This window comes from Pedobacter sp. ok626 (assembly GCF_900100435.1).
Taxonomy (GTDB): Bacteria; Bacteroidota; Bacteroidia; order Sphingobacteriales; family Sphingobacteriaceae; genus Pedobacter.
In genome coordinates, this window is the sequence record NZ_FNEX01000004.1 from 390142 (window position 1) to 408366 (window position 18225).

Sequence of the window (18225 nt, forward strand, 5' to 3'; positions counted from 1 at the left end):
AAGATAAGGATGAGTACAGAAAGTTATAACAAGATCCTAACTGAATTTAAAGAGAAAGCTTCCTTAAAACAGGCGATCTACCGCAATACCACTGAAGTGTTTGGTATGTTGAAAAAGCAGTTGGCAGAGATCGCCTTGAGATTGCAGCACGATTACAATGTCAAAGATCCTTCGGTAGAGATCAATTTTAAGGAGCATAGCCATTTTGAGGGGCAGCTTAAATTTTCTGGCGATATGCTCATGGTATCTATGCATACCAATATCTTTTCTTTCGACCCCTCGCATTCTATGTTTCAGAGTCAATACATTAAGGATGATCCGAGCCTTAATTATTGCGGGATCATTTACCTTCATAATTTCCTGGCCGATTCTATAAAGTATAACCGCCTGGCAGATGAAGGGACACTAATTGCCCGTATTTTGATCAATAAGGATAAACATTTTATGGTTGAGGGCGAGGGCGTACTTGATTCTTTATATCAGGACTTTGCAAATAACCTGGTTACGGAAGAGAAATTAACAGATATTATTGAGAGATCGATCCTTTTTTGTCTGGATTCGGATCTGATGATTCCTCCTTTTGCGCAGGTAAAAGACGTAACTTTAAATCAGAAACAGTCTATGCTGGTTGCCAGTGGATTTCCTACAAGCAAAAACATTGGCTACCAGTTTAAATCAGAAATAGAGCAAAATAATAACATATGAAATTTGCAACAAAAGCTATCCATGCCGGTCAGGAACCTGACCCAACTACTGGGGCAGTAATGACTCCAATATATCAAACTTCTACTTACTGGCAGAAATCACCAGGCGATCACAAAGGCTTCGAATACTCAAGAGGTACCAATCCAACGCGTGTAGCTCTGGAAGCTTGTCTGGCAGCTTTAGAAAATGCTAAGCACGGATTAGCATTCTCAAGCGGTATGGGAGCAACTGATGCAGTGATGAAGTTATTGCAGCCCGGAGATGAAGTAATTACCGGTAATGATCTTTACGGTGGTTCGTATCGTATTTTCACTAAAGTTTACGCTAAGTATGGCATCAAATTCCATTTTCTGGATCTTTCTAAGCCAGAAAATATACTGCCATACATCAATGATAAAACGAAGTTGGTTTGGATAGAAACGCCAACTAACCCAACGATGCAGATTGTTGACATTGAGGGGATGGCTAAAATTACTAAAGCGCATCAATTGTTGCTCGCCGTCGACAATACATTTGCCTCACCTTACTTGCAAAATCCAATGGATTTGGGCGCTGATATTGTGATGCATTCGGTTACAAAATACATTGGCGGTCACTCTGATGTGGTGATGGGTGCTTTATTGGTAAGCGATGATCAGTTGTATAAAGACCTTTGGTTTATTTACAATGCTTGCGGTGCAACGCCTGGTCCACAAGATGCATTTTTAGTGCTTAGAGGAATTAAAACCCTTCATTTACGCATGAAAGCACATTGTGAAAATGGTGCTAAAGTTGCTCATTTCCTTAAAAAACATCCTAAGGTTGATAAAATATACTGGCCTGGTTTTGAAGATCATCCTAACCACGATATCGCTAAAAGGCAAATGCGTGATTTCGGTGGAATGGTGTCTTTCACTTTAAAAGATGCTGATTTAAAGGAAACGTTTAGGGTAGCAGGTTCATTTAAGGTATTTACATTGGCCGAGTCTTTAGGCGGTGTAGAATCGTTGATTAATCACCCAACCAGCATGACTCATGGTTCTATCCCTAAGGAAGAACGTGAAAAAGTAGGGGTAGTAGATAACTTATTGCGTTTAAGCGTTGGTGTAGAGGATATTGATGATTTGATCGCTGATCTGGAACAGGCACTTAAATAAACGGAATTGGAATTTTTAGAACTCAAAGATTTTTTGGACATCAAAGTTGAGCAGTACAATAGACCCAACTTTATTCAAAATGATCCAATCTGTATTCCGCACCAGTTCTCTAAAAAACAGGATATTGAAATTGCCGCATTTTTTGCGGCAATTTTAGCTTGGGGGCAGCGTAAAACCATTATCAATAAATGCAATGAACTGTTTGCAAGGATGGATAATGATCCGCATAATTTTATGCTACATCATAGTGATGATGACCTGAAAAGATTGCTGGGGTTTAAGCATAGGACCTTTAATGATACTGATCTTTTATATTTTGTAGCTTTCTTCAATCAGCATTATCAACAGTTTGATAGTCTTGAAGCAGCTTTTTTGCCGCCAGGGGATAGCTTCCAAACTGATTTTGTATCAGGGCAGGTTGTGGGAAATTATAAAGGGTATGCCTCATCGAGTTGTATGCTCTCAGAGCTAGATCAGCAAAAGCCGAAAATAGAAAGGGCTTTGAATTACTTTAGGTCCTATTTTTTCTCCTTGCCTGATTATCCTAGGCGTACGATTAAGCATGTTTCATCACCCATGCAAAAGTCTACCTGTAAGCGTTTAAACATGTTTTTGAGGTGGATGGTGCGTAAAGACAACAAGGGTGTCGATTTTGGCATCTGGAACATGATAAAGCCTTCTGATTTGATTTGTCCTTGTGATGTTCATGTCGATCGTGTAGCACGTAAGCTAGGGCTTATTGAACGCAAGCAAACGGATTGGCGCACCGCGGTTGAGCTAACGGCTCATTTGCTGGAATTGGATCCTTTAGATCCCGTTAAATACGATTTCGCTTTGTTTGGACTTGGTGTAGAGGAGAAGTTTTAAAAAAGACGCATAATGTTCATATCTTTAAAATAGTATGATTACTTTCAAAGCAGAGATAGAGCGTTTTGCCGAAATGGGCGAAAAAACTGGTTGGACTTATATTTTTATTCCGCAGGCTATTGCCAATCAGATTAAGGCTGATTGTAGGAAGAGTTTTCGGGTAAAAGGCCATTTGGATCATGTAGAAATCAAAGGGGTTTCTCTTGTTCCTATGGGAGAGGGCGATTTTATCATAGCGCTAAATGGCGAACTCCGGAAAAAGCTTAAAAAGCAATTGGGCGCTGTATTGACTTTGGTTCTAGAGGAAGATACTACCTTTAAAATTGAGATGCCTGAAGATCTGGAGCTTTGTCTTGCTGATGAACCTCGTTTGCTGGAAGGCTTTTTAAAACTGCCTAAATCACATCAAAATTGGTATATCAATTGGGTTAATGCAGCCAAAACAGAGCCTACAAGAACAAAACGATTGGTGAGGATTGTCAATGCTATGGATAAAGGCTGGGATTTTGGAACCATGATGCGTGATGGTAAACCTCGGGAAGAAAAGTAGATTAGGTTTCTGGTCTGTCGTATTTTCTAAACCAACTCCATACTTTCATCTGTATAACACCTAAAAATGCTTCCCTGAATATTCTGGTACTCATTTTTGAACTACCTTCTGTGCGGTCGGTAAAAATGATTGGTACTTCAACTACTTTAAAGCCATACTTTAGTGCTGTAAACTTCATTTCTATCTGGAAGGCATAGCCCACAAATTTAATCTTGTCGAGTGGTATGGTGGCTAAAACTTTTCTACGGTAGCATTTAAATCCAGCTGTGGCATCTTGTATGTCAATACGCGTAATCAATCTTACATACATAGAAGCAAAGTAAGACATCAGTACTCTGCTCATTGGCCAGTTTACCACATTAACTCCATTTACATAGCGGGAACCAATAGCTACATCAGCTCCATTTACACAAGCTGTTCTTAAGCGGATCAGGTCTTCTGGATTATGCGAAAAATCAGCATCCATCTCAAAGATATATTGGTAATTAGGTCTTGCCAATGCCCATTTAAATCCATGTATATACGCAGTACCTAAGCCAAGTTTTCCACTGCGTTGTTCAAGGTGTAGCGCCGGATATTCTGACTGTAGTTTTTTTACAATATCAGCAGTACCGTCCGGAGATCCGTCGTCAATAATTAGAATTTCAAAAAAGTAGTTTAATGAAAATATCTTTCTGATTATTTTCTCAATGTTCTCTTTCTCGTTGTAAGTTGGAATAATAATTAAGCTGTCTGACACGCAAAATGAATTAGTCAGTAAAATTATGGATTCTAAATGAAAAACCCGTAGTGTATGGCTATACTACGGGTTAAATTATGTTAAAAACTAAATTTTTGAAGCTTTATTTTACTTCCTGCATCAGTTTTTTTACGAGTGGAGAAATCACAATCAGAATAACACCAGCAATCAAGGCATAAATCGCAAGCTGTTTGTATCCTTCAGTATAGCTCATTAACTTTTGCATAGGGCTATCATGTTCACTGGCTTCAGCCATTCCTGCACCTAATAAACCGGCAACATATTGGCCATAGGCACTAGCCAGGAACCACATTCCCATCATTACACCTTGTAATTTTACTGGAGATAATTTAGTCATAATAGAAAGACCGATAGGGGAAAGGCAAAGCTCTCCAAAAGTCATCACCAAATACGCTACAGTGAATATATCTAATGAGGTAACACCTTGGGCGTTCGCAAAAAATCTTGTGCTATAGAAAATAAAGAAGGAACCAGAAAGGAATAAAAAGCCCAGTCCAAATTTGATCACAGTATTGGGCTCAATTTTTTTCTTAGCCAGTCCAATCCAGATTAAGCTGAACAAGAATGCGAAAATGATAACAAAAAAGGAATTCGCCGAATTGTTAACTCCATTTGGATCCAGTTTGATGACACCAAGCAAGTTGTTGTCTAAGTTTCTGGCAGCAAATAAACTTAGGGAACCTCCACACTGTTCGAAAAATGCCCAGAATAATATAGAGAACAAGATGAAGATTAATGCGGCCACTAGCTTTTTACGTTCTGCCCATCCATATCTGGTCATTTCGAAAACTATATATAGCAAGGTTGCAGGACCAATAATGTACATAAACCAGTCTGTATACTGTGTTTTAGCCACCATGATCATGATCACAGGGATAATTGCCAAAGAACCTACATATACGGCATAATCATACCATTTTTTGTTGATGGCTTTGCGACTGATCACTGCTGGTTGAGTTGGTACTTTATCATCTACACCAGCCAAGGCAATATCGGTTACTTCTTCATCCTGACCTGGAGGCAAACCAATCGGGCCTAAGCTCTTTTGGGTGAAAATGAAAGTGATCAAACTGATGGTCATTACAATTGCTGCAAGTCCAAATGCCAGGTGCCATGAGTATTCTTTACCAATGGTTATACAAGCGTATCCACCCAATAAAGCGCCAATGTTTATACCGGCATAGAACACCGAGAAACCAGCGTCTCTACGGGAATCATCCGACCTGTACAGTTTTCCAACCATAGTCGAGATATTCGGTTTAAAGAAACCTGTACCTACAACCGTAAAACTGATGCCAAGAAAGAAGAATTGATGCGGATCATAGGCTAAAATAGCACTACCTACAATCATTAAAATACCACCCCAGAATAGTGATTTTCTGAAGCCCAATATTTTATCAGCAAACAAACCACCTATAAAGGTAAATGCATAAACAAAGGCTTGTGTTGCACCGTATTGCAGATTTGCATCCACATCCCTCATTAACAATTGGGTTACCATGAAGTAGGTAAGCATTCCCCGCATTCCGTAGAAGCAGAAACGCTCCCACATTTCGGAAAAGAAAAGCGCCCAAAGTTGCTTTGGGTATTTTCCTTTAAAATCCTGGATTTCTTCTAATGACGTTTGTTGAGCCATGTCAGTTTTTATATAAAATATAAATGTAAAAATAAAAGTCTTTAGAATGTGCTCTAAAGACTTTTATAAGTTGTGATTTTAATAGCTATTTTACGCCGTGCATTAATCGTTTAAGCACTGGGGTAAGTAGCATGATAATCAAACCCAGACCCACCGGAATAAAGGTGAAGATCAGGAAGAAGGTTGTCATCGAATACTTAGAAGTAATTTCATCAATCATACCGCCCATAGTACCGGCAATCTTATTACCAATAGCAATAGCCAGGTACCAGATACCAAACATGATGGCGATCATCCTTCCAGGTACCAGCTTACTTACATAAGATAAACCTACTGGTGAGATAAACAATTCGCCCATGGTATGGAAGAAATAAGCCAATACCAACCAGATCATACTTACTGATGCAACCGCTGCTCCCTGAGGGATCGTACTTGCACCATAAGCCAATACAGCAAAACCTGTACCCAACAAGATCATTCCGAAACCGTTTTTATAAGTTGCAGAAGGGTTGTATTTACTTTCCCAAAGTTTAGATACAATAGGAGCACAGCTAATGATAAATAGAGAGTTTAAGATACCGAACCAGGTAGCTGGAACTTCAGATTTTACTTCACTGTATTGATTTTTAAGCATATAAATAACAAGAACCCAGATGATCACAAAGCCTGAAGCTAAAATAATATTACCAAGAGAGTACTTGCCAAAAGTTTTTGAGAACAGTCTTAATAGCACATAAGAGATAATCATCAATGGAATTACCGTAATTAAGGTATTTACCACGTTGAAAATAATTTTTGAATTACCAACTAATACGCGTTGTGTATAATCTTTTGCAAATATGGTCATCGAACCACCTGCCTGCTCAAATGAAGCCCAGAAAAAGATGGTAATGAAAGCCAGGATAATTACAGCAATCATTTTATCTCTTAAAACAGGTGTGTATTGAGAGATCCTTTTCACCAGGATGAACAGGAATAGCACCAATGCAACCACAATCATGATATTGCTACCTTCTATGCCGTTTATTTTAAAATTGAATAAGTTCATGCTGGTAATTTTGGATACCGGATCGTTGATGATCCATGATAAACCAATTACAGCAATTAAGCCAATCAGTACTAAATCAAATTTAGAGAATGGATTGCGTGTTGCTTCTTCTGCAGTTTCTGTAAGATCTTTTACATCATTTTTTAGTGGTTTTAAGCCGATGTTACCGAAAATACCTTGCGTAAAATAGAACTGTAACATACCGATAAACATAAAGATACCAGCTAAGCCGAATCCATAAGCCCATCCCCAATCTTTGTTTTCACCAATGTAACCGCAAAGTAGCATACCTAAAAATGCACCCGCATTTACACCCATATAGAAAATGGTATAAGCACCATCTTTTTTCTCTGGATGTTTTTTGTACATCTGTGCAATGATCGAGGTCATGTTTGGTTTAAAGAAACCGTTACCCAATACTAGCAGACATAAACCTAGATACATAAATGTATGGTCTATTTCTATAGCCATAGAGAGGTGACCTAAAGTCATGAGTAGCGCACCCACAATAACTGCCCAGCGGTATCCGATAATCCTATCGGCAATATAACCACCTAAAATAGGAGTTAAATAAGCCAAACCGGTATATGAACCATAAATTGCCAGGGCATATTCTCTTGGCCATCCCCATCCTGGATTGTCTCCGATTAATGAGGAAGTAAGGAATAGCACCAACAAGGCTCTCATGCCATAGTAAGAAAATCTTTCCCACATTTCAGTGAAGAATAAGACAAACAATCCCGCCGGATGTCCGAGTACTTTATTCTCGAAAAAGTTATTTGGAGTGTCCAAACTCTGTGTATTCATTTTATTTTTTTATGTGTTATTAATAGTTTAGTTAGTTGCGCAAGATAGCTACACGAAGGCAGACTCACAAATTTTAAAGATTGATTGAGTTGGCATCGTGGTCATTAAAGTTTATTTTCGGCTTTATTCTGTTTATCCTTAGGGTCTATATAAAAATCATCCATAGCATTAGGCTCGTTTTTCATCTCCACATTTTCTACCAATTTGAGTCTGCCGCCAACAATTCTATAGGCATCGAAGCTTAAGTCGGACGCGTAAAATTCAAAGTTTCCCTGCATTTCAGGAGAAAATGGTGCTAGATGATCAAATACGATCATGTTTACAGTCCGGTCAAGACTTAGTGTCATTGAATTTAGCTTATTGTATTCAAATACAATCCTGTTTTTTGCGGCTTCAGCTTTTACACCATCAAAAATGGTTTTGCCGAATACAGGTTGATCTGCTTTGTCGAAAGAAAGTATTTCTATTACTTTTTTAGAGGTCTTTGTATTGTTGCCCTTCCATCCAAGTAGGATGTAATAAGGTGCTCTGCCATTCATTACCACCGGTATCACTTGATAATATCGGGCACCATACCAGTTTTTGTTACCAGTAATCTGATTTAAGTCTTTTATGTTATTGGTATCATCAATCAGTGGAAACATTTTTAGCTTCCCGTCTTTGGTTGCCATTTGTATGGTGCCGAAAAAACGATAAGTGCCATCCTCATTAGGGACATACCAGGAGAAAATTCTTAAAGCATTGTTTGGCGACTTTATCACTGAGATTCTTTTCAAAGAATCGAAGGGGAAGTTAAATGATGCGGGTGTTTTTAATGCGGTAACTAATGTTTTGATGAACCTGGAATTTGCCAAAAGGCGATCCTGATCATTTGATGCATTGTAGGTCGCATCGCTCATGTGTTGTAGCGAGTCCTGATAAGTTTTCAGTCGCGATACATTTGTGAGGTCAAAACTATGCTGTGCAGAAAGTCTTGTTCCTGCACAACATAATATTAAAATTATTATTAAAGGTTTTAAAGCCTTAATCATTTAGTTTAGGTTTTCTATGACCATTGCACTGGCACCGCCACCACCGTTACAAATTCCGGCTACGCCGATTTTGCCTTTGTTTTGTGATAGTACGGAAAGTAAGGTAACAACAATTCTGGCTCCCGAGGCACCTAGTGGATGTCCCAATGAAACAGCACCACCATTTACGTTTACCTTGTCGCTATTTAATCCCAGTTCTTTGTTATTTGCCAGCGAAACTACAGAAAAAGCTTCGTTTATTTCAAAATAATCAACATCGGCAATATTTTTGTCTGCTCTTTTAAGTGCCAACGGAATTGCTTTTGAGGGAGCGGTAGTAAACCATTCCGGAGCTTGTTGTGCATCAGCATAAGCTAGAATTCTGGCTAAAGGCTTTAATCCCAGTTCTTTTGCTTTCTCTGCGCTCATTAAGACTAGTGCAGCTGCACCATCGTTTAATGTAGATGCATTGGCTGCCGTTACTGTACCATCCTTTTGAAAAACAGGCTTTAAAGCAGGTATTTTATCGAATTTTACTGCAAAAGGCTCTTCATCCTTATTAATTAAGGTAATGTCGCCCTTGCGGTCTTTAACTTCTATTGTAATAATTTCGCTATCAAATTTTCCATCTGTCTGCGCAGCCTGGGATCTTTTGTATGAACTGATGGCAAATGCATCTTGTTCTTCGCGACTAAAGCCACAGGTAGTAGCACATAGCTCGGCTGCAGAACCCATGTGGTAGTCATTGTAAACATCCCACAAACCGTCTTTAACCAAACCATCGGTAATCTGACCATGACCTAAACGGTAACCATTTCTAGCTTTATCAAGGTAGTATGGCACATTACTCATGCTTTCCATACCTCCGGCAATCACAATGTCGTTTTGGCCTAGGGCAATACTTTGTGCGGCAAGGATGATCGCTTTAGTCCCTGAGGCACAAACTTTATTAATAGTGGTAGATGGGACATCTGGTAAGCCAGCAAATTTAGCTGCCTGTGTAGCAGGCGCCTGGCCAACGTTAGCAGATAAAACATTTCCCATGTAAACTTCTTGAATATCAGCTGGTTTTATTCCCGCTTTTTCTACAGCGGCTTTAATAGCGAACCCACCTAATTGCGTGGCCGAAAAACCAGATAATGAGCCTCCGAAACTCCCAATTGGGGTCCGTACTGCAGATACAATTACTACTTCTTTCATCAATGTTTATAAGTTAGTTAGTAACAAAGTTAAGTAATTACGGTGTATGGGTGGTTAAAATGGAGGTAATTTAACTTTTACAATAGAAGCTGTATGCCAGGATCGGGATAGCGGATAACCATTAAAATAGGATATACTGATGAAATTATATTATTTTTGAATAGAAATCAATTTGCATCGCTTTGGCCAAAATCAGAAAAAATTCTCATAAGGTACTCTACAGGAAGTATTCATCTAATATTAAGTATATCATGATGGTACTTTCAGTATTGATTATAACTACGTTTTTACCCAAACAACCACGTTTTAGATATGAATTTGAAAAAGGCACGATTTGGAAAAATAAAGATTTAATCTCGCCATTTAGCTTTGCGATCTTAAAAACCAGTCCCCAGGTTACGATAGATAAAAAAGATGCGCTTGAAAACGTTTTGCCTATTTATAAGCTAAACAAAGATTTATTTAATGGGGTTGAGGAAGCTTATTTAAACGAATTTGATGTAAAATGGAGGACCAACGCTTTTCCTGAAAACGAGGTTGCAACCTATAAGCAGGCTTCTCTTAAATTACTTAAATCCATCTACGACAAAGGGATTATTGCTATAAATCCAAAGCATCATAAGGGGAATTCTCCCAATTACGATTTCTCTTTGTTAAATAACAATATCTCGAAAACAGTAAATACTCAGGATGTTTTTACTGTACAAACAGCGCTGGTCTATTTTAAAACTAATTTTAACTCAGTTAATCTAAAGATAAAAGAGGTAGTGGTAAATCTGGTTGAAGATCATTTGCAGCCCAATATTATTTTTGATGAAAAGCTGACGGCAATTGTGCAGGCGAGCACAGTGAATAGTTTATCTACCACGAGAGGGATGGTACAGAAGGGAGAATTGATTATATCTAAGGATAATGTGGTGGATGACGAGAGCTATCAGAAGTTGTTGTCGTTTAAAGAGGCTTATGAAGCGCAAACCAAGACTATTGGAGATAGTAAAGTCGTTTACTTCGGCCAAATCTTACTGGTAGGCTTTATTGTAAGCTTATTAATGGTGTTCCTTAAACTATTCAGGAAAGATATCTTTGCTGATAACAGGCAGTTGTCGTTGATCCTATTGGTGATCACCACTATGTTGCTTGCTTTAACATGGGCCATTAAACTGGATTTACCTACTATATATTATATTCCATTTTGTATAGTTCCTATCATTATCCGTATTCTATTCGATACCAGGCTTGCACTTTATCTGCATTTGCTGGTGGTGCTTATTTCGGGTTTCTTTGTACCCAACAGTTTTGAATTTGTGTTTTACCAGGTTACTTCTGGTATGGTTGCTATTTATAGCATCAGGAATTTGATTAAACGAGAGCAGTTGCTTTTATCGGCGTTATTTATTCTGTCTGCATACTTTATCGCTTTTGTAGGGATTTCCTTGTTAAGAGAAGGATCCTTTTCGCAAGTGGTCTGGATTAACTTTGTTCCTTTTATCATTAGTGTATTACTTTCTTTATTGGCCTACCCACTTATTTATGCATTTGAAAAGATGTTTGGCATCACCTCGGATGTGGCTTTAATTGAGTTAACCAATACCAATAATAAACTATTAAGAGAGTTGGCCTTTAAAGCTCCGGGAACTTTCCAGCATTCCTTGCAGGTGGCTAACCTGGCCGAAGCAGCCATCTTTAAAATAGGAGGAAACTCTTTATTGGTTAGGGCAGGGGCATTGTACCATGATATTGGAAAGATAGAGAACCCGCAGTATTTTATAGAGAACCAGAATACCGCATTGAGCCCGCATGATAAGCTACCTTATGAGCAGAGTGCGCAGATTATCATTAAGCACGTTCATAAGGGCATAGAAATTACGCGCAGGCACCAATTGCCGGAAAGTGTGATCGACTTTATTAGAACGCACCATGGAAATACGCGGGTAGATTATTTTTATCAATCATTTTTAAAGAATTCTCCCGAGAAATTTGTCGACGAAAACATTTTCAGGTACCCTGGACCGATTCCTTTTTCTAAGGAAACTGGTGTTTTAATGTTGGCAGATTCGGTCGAAGCTGCGTCGAGAAGTCTAAAAAATCCGGATGCTCAGAGCATAAATGACCTGGTCGAACGGATCATTAGCTACAAATTGGAACAAAATCAGTTAGATAATTGCGATATTACATTAAAAGATATAGAAACTATAAAGTTGATATTCAAGACGATGCTGATGAGTATTTATCATGTGCGAATAGATTATCAACAAACTCTGTAATTTTTTTTTGCAAACATAAATGAATTACTATATTTGCACTCCCTCAGCACGGATATGCAGAGGAAAAAACGGAGGGATGCCTGAGTGGCCGAAAGGAACAGTTTGCTAAACTGTCGTACTGGCAACGGTACCGAGGGTTCGAATCCCTCTTCCTCCGCGAGACGAGAATGGATTCTCAAAATGATAGGGTTGTTCGATTTCGAGCAACCCTATTTTGTTTAATGCCGGTGAGTTATAGTCTAAATTTTTATTGATGCCAGGTGTTCCACTTAGGATTACCGAACCAATGAAAGGTAGGGTTAGGATATTTAAAGTTAATCCTGATAAGAAGACAGTTACTCGAATATCGGCCGATGGCGATAATAACGTATACACTAAAATTTCCGATTGATTCTTTCATTGGCCAAATATTGTTGCTTTTGAAATAAGAGTGAGCGGATGGTAATTCCGACGCTCGTTAATTAAAGCTTTCTTGATTTTTTAATTATTCAATAATACTTTTGACGCTATGTTTTACTGGCAATTGAATAGCTGATGAGCAAGTATGGTTTCTGAGGGATGGACTAGGTTAAAGTTGATCCGAAAGAATTGTTAAACATTTAATGAGAAGATTCTGGAGCGTAATCAGAACAATGAATGGGTGGCTTTGGGGGAGATGATCGGGGATCATATTTTATCACCGCCGGAGAATTTTTCATTGATAATAGCTTGGCGTTGCAATAAAATATAAAAAATTGTAGTTTTAGTTTACAAACTAAAACATTTATACAGTTATGTTTGATACTTTTTTTGAGAAATATCCCGACTATTCAACCGTACAAAGACCGACAGCAGATGTTTTGGATAAGTTTACCGGCAAACTTCCATCGCAGCTCCTTGACTTCTGGAATGTTTATGGTTTTGGAACACTTATGAATGGCTATCTGAAGCTGGTTGATCCTTCGGAATTTCAAGCAGTTTTCAATGAAGCCTATGATAACAGGGACAACGAAATTGTTTTTGCTGTTACCGCGCTTGGTGATTTCTTGGCCTGGACAGGTGATGCGATAAGGGCTGTCTATTTTAAAAACGGTTATGATTCCATTGTCGAAAGCGGGGATGATATGGAATGGTTTTTTGACATGGACCTAGCTGATGAGGGCTTTTTGAGGGATAATTTAAATGATAAAAATTATCTGGTTGCAAAGGAAAAGTTAGGCGAACCGGGATATGATGAATGCTACGGTTATGTACCCTTGCTGGGATTGGGAGGAGCAGAAAAAGCAGACCATCTTCAGAAAGTAAAAATAAAGGAACACATTGCAATCATCGCCCAAACGCTTGGTAAGATAAAATAACGCTAACCCGCCTTTTTGGCTTTTTAAATTCATATACTATGCTTAAATCCAGATATCTCTTAATCCCATGTGTCATTTTAATGTGTGCTTGCGGAATTGGTACGAACGATCCGATTATAGGGAAATGGCAAGTTGTAAAAGAGGTTAATAAAATTAAGGATGCTAAAATTGATACGACCACAATAAAGATTTCGAATTTTACTTATAATCAGTTCAATTTCAAAACAGCTAAAAATTTAGAAATTACCACAAAAGCAAAGAAGTCAAGTTATGACTATTCCATAAATGATAGGGTACTTCGATTTGTTGCCGATGGTAAAACCACCCATTATGGCATACAGAAAGTTGATCAAGACAGTTTGGTGTTGTACAGAGAAGAAAATTGGGCAAACACTATACGAATTTCTTCGACATTGTATTTTAAGAAGGTAGAATAATAAGCCAGTAATGAATAAGATCCTTAAAAATATTGGTGTAACTACCTTGATCCTTATCTGTCTTCTACTATTAATTATAGGGCTTTTTTGGGGAAACGTGAAGTGGAACAATTATTCAAAGGAAAAAGAGGCGATCCGTTATCAAAAAGAGGTTTGTGATACCATGACAACGGTAAACAGAAAAATCGAATTTGTACTTGATGGGTTTAGTAAAAAAGAAACCAAACAAGTTCGTTTTTATCTTGTTCGAAACAAATCAATCATACGGGATAGTATGGTAAAAGCCGATGTTAACCCTGCTGTTGAATACCAGAATGTGATGCTCCCCTTTGATAAAATAAGCATTATAGATCAGGTAATTGTAAAAGCAGGCAATCGTTATTTTTTGCTCACTGGATTGAGCTATAGGGCGAAATATAATTACGGTATGTTTGGGCCTGTTGGCGACTGTGAGTGCACATTGGATGGATTTGAGAAGATTAACGGTACGGCGGCCGGATACGGCTGGTTGATAAAAAAGTATGGACTATTAAATTATCCATGAATTCTCAAAATGATAGGGTTGTTCGATTTCGGGCAACCCTATTCTGTTTAAAAACTGACCTAAGACTATTATAGATTTGGATTACTCCCTGATGGATTCAAATTATGAACCCATTACTCTTTTTGCTACATTTACGCTTAATAAATTGGCCGTTATGAAAAAGAAGGTTGTCCTGATTCAGGATAATGAAGATATACTTGATATTATGGATCAGGTACTAGAGGAGGAAGGTTTTGAGGTTACGGCGTCACTGACGACGGAGCCGATAGAGAAACTTGAGGAGATTGATCCAGATGTAGTGGTGGTGGATGAGCACATCAAAGGGAAAAAGAAAGGATCTGCGGTCATTGAAGAATTAAAATCTGATCCCCAGACGCAGGATGTGTCGGCTGTGCTGACTTCTACTTCTGCGAACCTGCCTGAAAAAGCCACAGCTTGTAAAGCCGATGACTATATTGAAAAACCTTTTGATATTGATCATTTGGTGGAAGTGGTTAAGAAAAATACCTGATTGATAGGGGTTGGGAATATAAGTTGACTAAATCAGCTCCAGCTTTATTGCTTTGGCGATGAGCATGGCTGTGTTTTTTACCTCGAACTTTTCCAGGAGGCTTTTACGATGTGTATTTACTGTAGGAATGCTGATGAAGAGTTTTTCTGATATATCGGTATTGGTTAGTCCTTCGGCGATTAACAGCAATACTTCTTTTTCTCTGCGGGTGATCAGGAGTTGACTGGGCGCTGGTTTTCGCAATGCACTAAAAGCTTCCTGACTATAATATATTTTGCCTTTTAGCACGGTATTTATAGCTTCCAGGAGCTCTTCTTTGGTGGCATTTTTTAACACATAGCCTGATGCACCATTATCCATCATGTTTTTGATAATGGGCTGCTGGTTAAAGGTACTAAGTCCCAGTACAGCTACAGTAGGATGTAATTGTTTGACTTCCTTGCATAGATCTATTCCGCTTTTGTCGGGTAGGTTGACATCCATTAAGATCACATCGGGCTGCTGTAATTTCAGAAAACTCAGGCAGGATGCTGCATTGGTGGCATGTCCCATCCAGTCCAGTGTTTTTTCATGCTGTAATAAAGAATGAATGCCTTCTATGACCATAAAATGATCGTCTACTACAAAAATGCCTGCTTTCATTGCCTGTTTAGATATTAATTTCGATCATTACTGAAGTGCCTTTGTCGGAAGCGGATTGCAAATCTAATTTAGCTTTTAAAAACTCGACACGGTTTCGGATATTTAACCAGCCCATTCCATTGGCTTGTTTCAGTTGATCCGTATCGAAACCTTGTCCATCATCTTCTACGGTAACAGCCAATAACTTTTCCCCTTGGGAAAGATGTAATTGGACCAGTACATTTTTTGCCTGAGCATGTTTGATGCTGTTGTTGACGAGTTCCTGTATGATGCGATAAATGGTCACTGCTGTGGTTTGCGGTATCTCTGCCCGATTCATTCCCACCGATTGATAATTGACATGTAGTACGCCACTACGATCCATTTCTTCACAATATTCCTTCAACGCAGTGTCCAATCCATATTTGACCAGCATTTCAGGCATCATGTTATGCGCTACCCGGCGCATTTCCTGGATAGAACTGTCCAGCATATCGATACTGCGTTCAAAAGCATGTGTGTTGTCCGGGGTCATGATCAGGTTCTCTTTGATGTTACCTAAGGAAAATTTGATGCCACTCAGCATACCGCCCAGGCCATCGTGCAGGTCCTTGGCCAGTCGGGTACGTTCTTGTTCTTCACCTTTTAGCACTGCTTCAGTGGCCATGAGTCGTTTTTCAGTTTCTAATTCATCTATTTTGGCTTGTTGTAATTTTCGCCTATTCCTGTAATTCCGGTAGCTAAGTAAAGAAATAGAAAGCAAGGCTACGGCACCTGCAAATAAGAAATAAATCAGGTTGTTCTTTTGTCGTAGTTGCGATTGTTGCAATTTTATTTGCGCTTCTTTTCTTGAGGTTTCAAATTTTTTTTCAGTGAGAATGGTATGTTTTGTTATGGTCGTATTTAACAAGCTATCATTAAACATTTCTGATTTGTTATAATAGAAGTAACCCTGCTGTGGTTTCTGTCGAGCGTAGTATAAGCTTGAAAGCAAAGGATATAGCTTTTTTTTTAAGTTTGGTATATTGTATTGTTGAGTTAAGCGAAGTGCAGAGTCAGCGTATAACTGCGCAATCGCATTATTCTTTTTTAGCAGGTGATAATAGGCCATTCCGTATTGTGCTAAACCTTCTTGTTCACGCCAATCATTCGCTTTGGAAAGTTTAAGTGCTTTGGTTACATAGGGTTTTATGCTGTCTATTTGTTGCAACCGAAGTGCAATTAAGGCAAAGTTTAGTGCAGTTGACGTCTGTATTTGCTTGTTTCCGCTTGTATTTGCCAAAACCATAGCCTTGTTTAAGTAATATTTAGCGGAGTCATACAACGTTAGTTCTATATAATTTAATCCCAGATTGTTTAGCGCTTCTTCCAGCGACGCTTTATTCTTTGATTTTGCAAGAATGCCAACAGCTAACAAGCCGTTATTAGCGCCTTTTCTGTATTGATGCATATAATTATACAACAGTTGGAGTAGATTATAAATATTGCCGTCGTATTTATAGTTATTGTTTTTAATTAATATATCTCTGGCCTTTTCAATATGGTTTACAGCACTTTGGTAATCTTCTATTAATGAATATCCAATACCAACATTAAGCATGGTGCGGGCAAAATCGATAGAGTCGGCATTTTTTTTTGCGTACTCCATACCTTCCATATCTAATTTTAGTCGATCATCAAATCTTCCATTTAAATATAGCACGTTAGAATAATTGGTATAATAGTCCAGTATCCCTTGTTTATAATTTAGTTTTCTGCTTAAAGCTTCAGCTTTGCGACAAAATTTTTCTGCCTCTTTTAAATTGCTATTTAGATATTGGTCGGCTAGGGCATAATACAATTTTATCTTATTCGTATCATTTTGAATTACTTTAATTTTCTTTAAAAGGCTGTCCACCTTGTCAACCTGAGCAGTACATAAAAAACAGGTCATAACTGAAAAAAATAGTAACGTTAATTTTCTCATACCCTAATTTACATTTTTCTAATTGCAAATTAAATATAGATCTGGCCTATTTTATATCCTCTTTTTTAATGATTTTTTAGATGTCTACCTATAAAAATCATCTTTTTTAATGATTGATATGCCTTATCTCCAATTCTAATTTTATCCTATAAATTTTGAAAAAATGAAAAAGCTATCTATAACCATGATTTGTATTTGTTTTTTAAGTGCGCTTCATGCACAGATTTTAAAACCTGTCAAAAACACTAATAATAGCCAACAGGCTTCAACATCAGGTACGACCATTAACGATGCCGATTATTTTTTAGCGGTTGCAAAAGTTACCCTTAAAACGGGGAAGGATAATAAAGAAAATGGATCTAGCCTAATTTTGAGGGTTTACCCAGCTGCCGGTAGCGATAATTGGCGCAAAGGGTATAACCAGGAAAATTATAAATCAGAATTAAAAGTATGGGGTACAAATGATTTTACATTGCCGCGGTCTGCGGCTTTTGATCAGAATTTTAACAGCCTTGCCCATTACAGACAAACGGGTATTATGGTAGATGTTAACTACAACACAGTAGGTAATGGGCCGTTTTTCGCTTTGGATGCCTGGAAAATTGAGGAGGTAAGTGTTACGTTGGAGTTTAAGGATAAAAATGGGAACCTACATCCAACAATGGGTTCCAAGACTATTTATTTTACCGATTCAAATATGTACCTGGATTTTAAAAAATGGCAGTTGTACTGCAAAACCGATCAGTATTTTAATGCGCTGACTCCATTTATTACCAATAGGCCAATGAATTAGAAATCTGTCATGCATAAAAATCATCTTTTTTAA

General features: G+C 38.1%; 17 protein-coding genes and 1 tRNA gene. 11 read left to right on the top strand and 7 right to left on the bottom strand.

The window, feature by feature from the left end; translation table 11 throughout:
- The first annotated feature begins 9 nt into the window (after positions 1–9).
- The 4 genes from BLS35_RS08115 to BLS35_RS08130 are packed head-to-tail and all read left to right on the top strand — an operon-like array spanning position 10 to position 3258.
- Positions 10–705 carry a hypothetical protein gene (locus tag BLS35_RS08115; protein WP_090779634.1) on the top strand — a complete coding sequence of 232 codons (696 nt, stop codon included), beginning with the start codon at positions 10–12 and terminating at the stop codon, positions 703–705.
- Positions 702–1841 carry a cystathionine gamma-synthase gene (locus BLS35_RS08120; RefSeq protein ID WP_090779636.1) on the top strand — a complete coding sequence of 380 codons (1140 nt, stop codon included), beginning with the start codon at positions 702–704 and terminating at the stop codon, positions 1839–1841. The genes BLS35_RS08115 and BLS35_RS08120 overlap by 4 nt, the downstream gene beginning before the upstream one ends.
- Positions 1842–1847: 6 nt before the next feature.
- A complete protein-coding gene (locus BLS35_RS08125; protein WP_090779638.1) occupies positions 1848–2708 on the top strand; it encodes a TIGR02757 family protein in 861 nt (286 codons plus the stop codon).
- A gap of 34 nt (positions 2709–2742) precedes the next feature.
- Positions 2743–3258 (top strand): YdeI/OmpD-associated family protein, encoded by a 516-nt coding sequence (locus BLS35_RS08130; protein WP_090779640.1) that lies wholly within the window; start codon positions 2743–2745, stop codon positions 3256–3258.
- A 1-nt stretch (position 3259) separates the two neighbouring features.
- On the opposite strand, the gene BLS35_RS08135 is transcribed toward BLS35_RS08130, so the two are convergent.
- From BLS35_RS08135 to BLS35_RS08155, 5 genes are all read right to left on the bottom strand, one after another.
- Positions 3260–3997: a polyprenol monophosphomannose synthase gene (locus BLS35_RS08135; RefSeq protein WP_090779642.1), complete on the bottom strand. Its 738-nt coding sequence runs from the start codon at positions 3995–3997 to the stop codon at positions 3260–3262.
- Between the two features lie 103 nt (positions 3998–4100).
- Positions 4101–5654 carry a peptide MFS transporter gene (locus BLS35_RS08140; protein WP_090779645.1) on the bottom strand — a complete coding sequence of 518 codons (1554 nt, stop codon included), beginning with the start codon at positions 5652–5654 and terminating at the stop codon, positions 4101–4103.
- An 85-nt stretch (positions 5655–5739) separates the two neighbouring features.
- Entirely contained in the window at positions 5740–7509 is a 1770-nt protein-coding gene (locus tag BLS35_RS08145) for a peptide MFS transporter (RefSeq protein ID WP_090779647.1), read from the bottom strand.
- Positions 7510–7613: 104 nt separating this feature from the next.
- Positions 7614–8540: a hypothetical protein gene (locus BLS35_RS08150; protein WP_090779649.1), complete on the bottom strand. Its 927-nt coding sequence runs from the start codon at positions 8538–8540 to the stop codon at positions 7614–7616.
- Positions 8541–9719, bottom strand: coding sequence for an acetyl-CoA C-acyltransferase (locus BLS35_RS08155; RefSeq protein ID WP_090779651.1), 1179 nt, complete (start codon positions 9717–9719; stop codon positions 8541–8543). It lies immediately after the preceding gene.
- Positions 9720–9973: 254 nt separating this feature from the next.
- On the opposite strand from BLS35_RS08155, the gene BLS35_RS08160 reads away from it, so the two are divergent.
- From BLS35_RS08160 to BLS35_RS08185, 6 genes are all read left to right on the top strand, one after another.
- Positions 9974–11983, top strand: a complete 2010-nt coding sequence (locus BLS35_RS08160; RefSeq protein WP_254778757.1) for an HD family phosphohydrolase — start codon at positions 9974–9976, stop codon at positions 11981–11983.
- Between the two features lie 70 nt (positions 11984–12053).
- Positions 12054–12140, top strand: a tRNA-Ser gene (locus BLS35_RS08165).
- A 616-nt stretch (positions 12141–12756) separates the two neighbouring features.
- The gene (locus BLS35_RS08170) at positions 12757–13320 is read left to right on the top strand and encodes a T6SS immunity protein Tdi1 domain-containing protein (RefSeq protein ID WP_090779655.1); all 564 of its coding nucleotides are present in this window, start codon (positions 12757–12759) and stop codon (positions 13318–13320) included.
- Between the two features lie 38 nt (positions 13321–13358).
- Positions 13359–13757, top strand: coding sequence for a hypothetical protein (locus BLS35_RS08175; RefSeq protein WP_132225914.1), 399 nt, complete (start codon positions 13359–13361; stop codon positions 13755–13757).
- A 10-nt stretch (positions 13758–13767) separates the two neighbouring features.
- Positions 13768–14301 (top strand): hypothetical protein, encoded by a 534-nt coding sequence (locus BLS35_RS08180; protein WP_090779659.1) that lies wholly within the window; start codon positions 13768–13770, stop codon positions 14299–14301.
- Between the two features lie 154 nt (positions 14302–14455).
- Positions 14456–14812 carry a response regulator gene (locus tag BLS35_RS08185; protein WP_175459579.1) on the top strand — a complete coding sequence of 119 codons (357 nt, stop codon included), beginning with the start codon at positions 14456–14458 and terminating at the stop codon, positions 14810–14812.
- 27 nt (positions 14813–14839) lie between these two features.
- Here BLS35_RS08185 and BLS35_RS08190 read toward each other — a convergent pair whose 3' ends face one another.
- Together BLS35_RS08190 and BLS35_RS08195 are read right to left on the bottom strand one after the other, a co-directional pair.
- The gene (locus tag BLS35_RS08190) at positions 14840–15454 is read right to left on the bottom strand and encodes a response regulator (RefSeq protein WP_090779663.1); all 615 of its coding nucleotides are present in this window, start codon (positions 15452–15454) and stop codon (positions 14840–14842) included.
- Positions 15455–15461: 7 nt separating this feature from the next.
- Positions 15462–17366, bottom strand: coding sequence for a tetratricopeptide repeat-containing sensor histidine kinase (locus tag BLS35_RS08195; protein WP_165973200.1), 1905 nt, complete (start codon positions 17364–17366; stop codon positions 15462–15464).
- A 196-nt stretch (positions 17367–17562) separates the two neighbouring features.
- On the opposite strand from BLS35_RS08195, the gene BLS35_RS08200 reads away from it, so the two are divergent.
- Positions 17563–18192, top strand: a complete 630-nt coding sequence (locus BLS35_RS08200; protein ID WP_090779668.1) for a hypothetical protein — start codon at positions 17563–17565, stop codon at positions 18190–18192.
- Positions 18193–18225 lie beyond the last annotated feature (33 nt).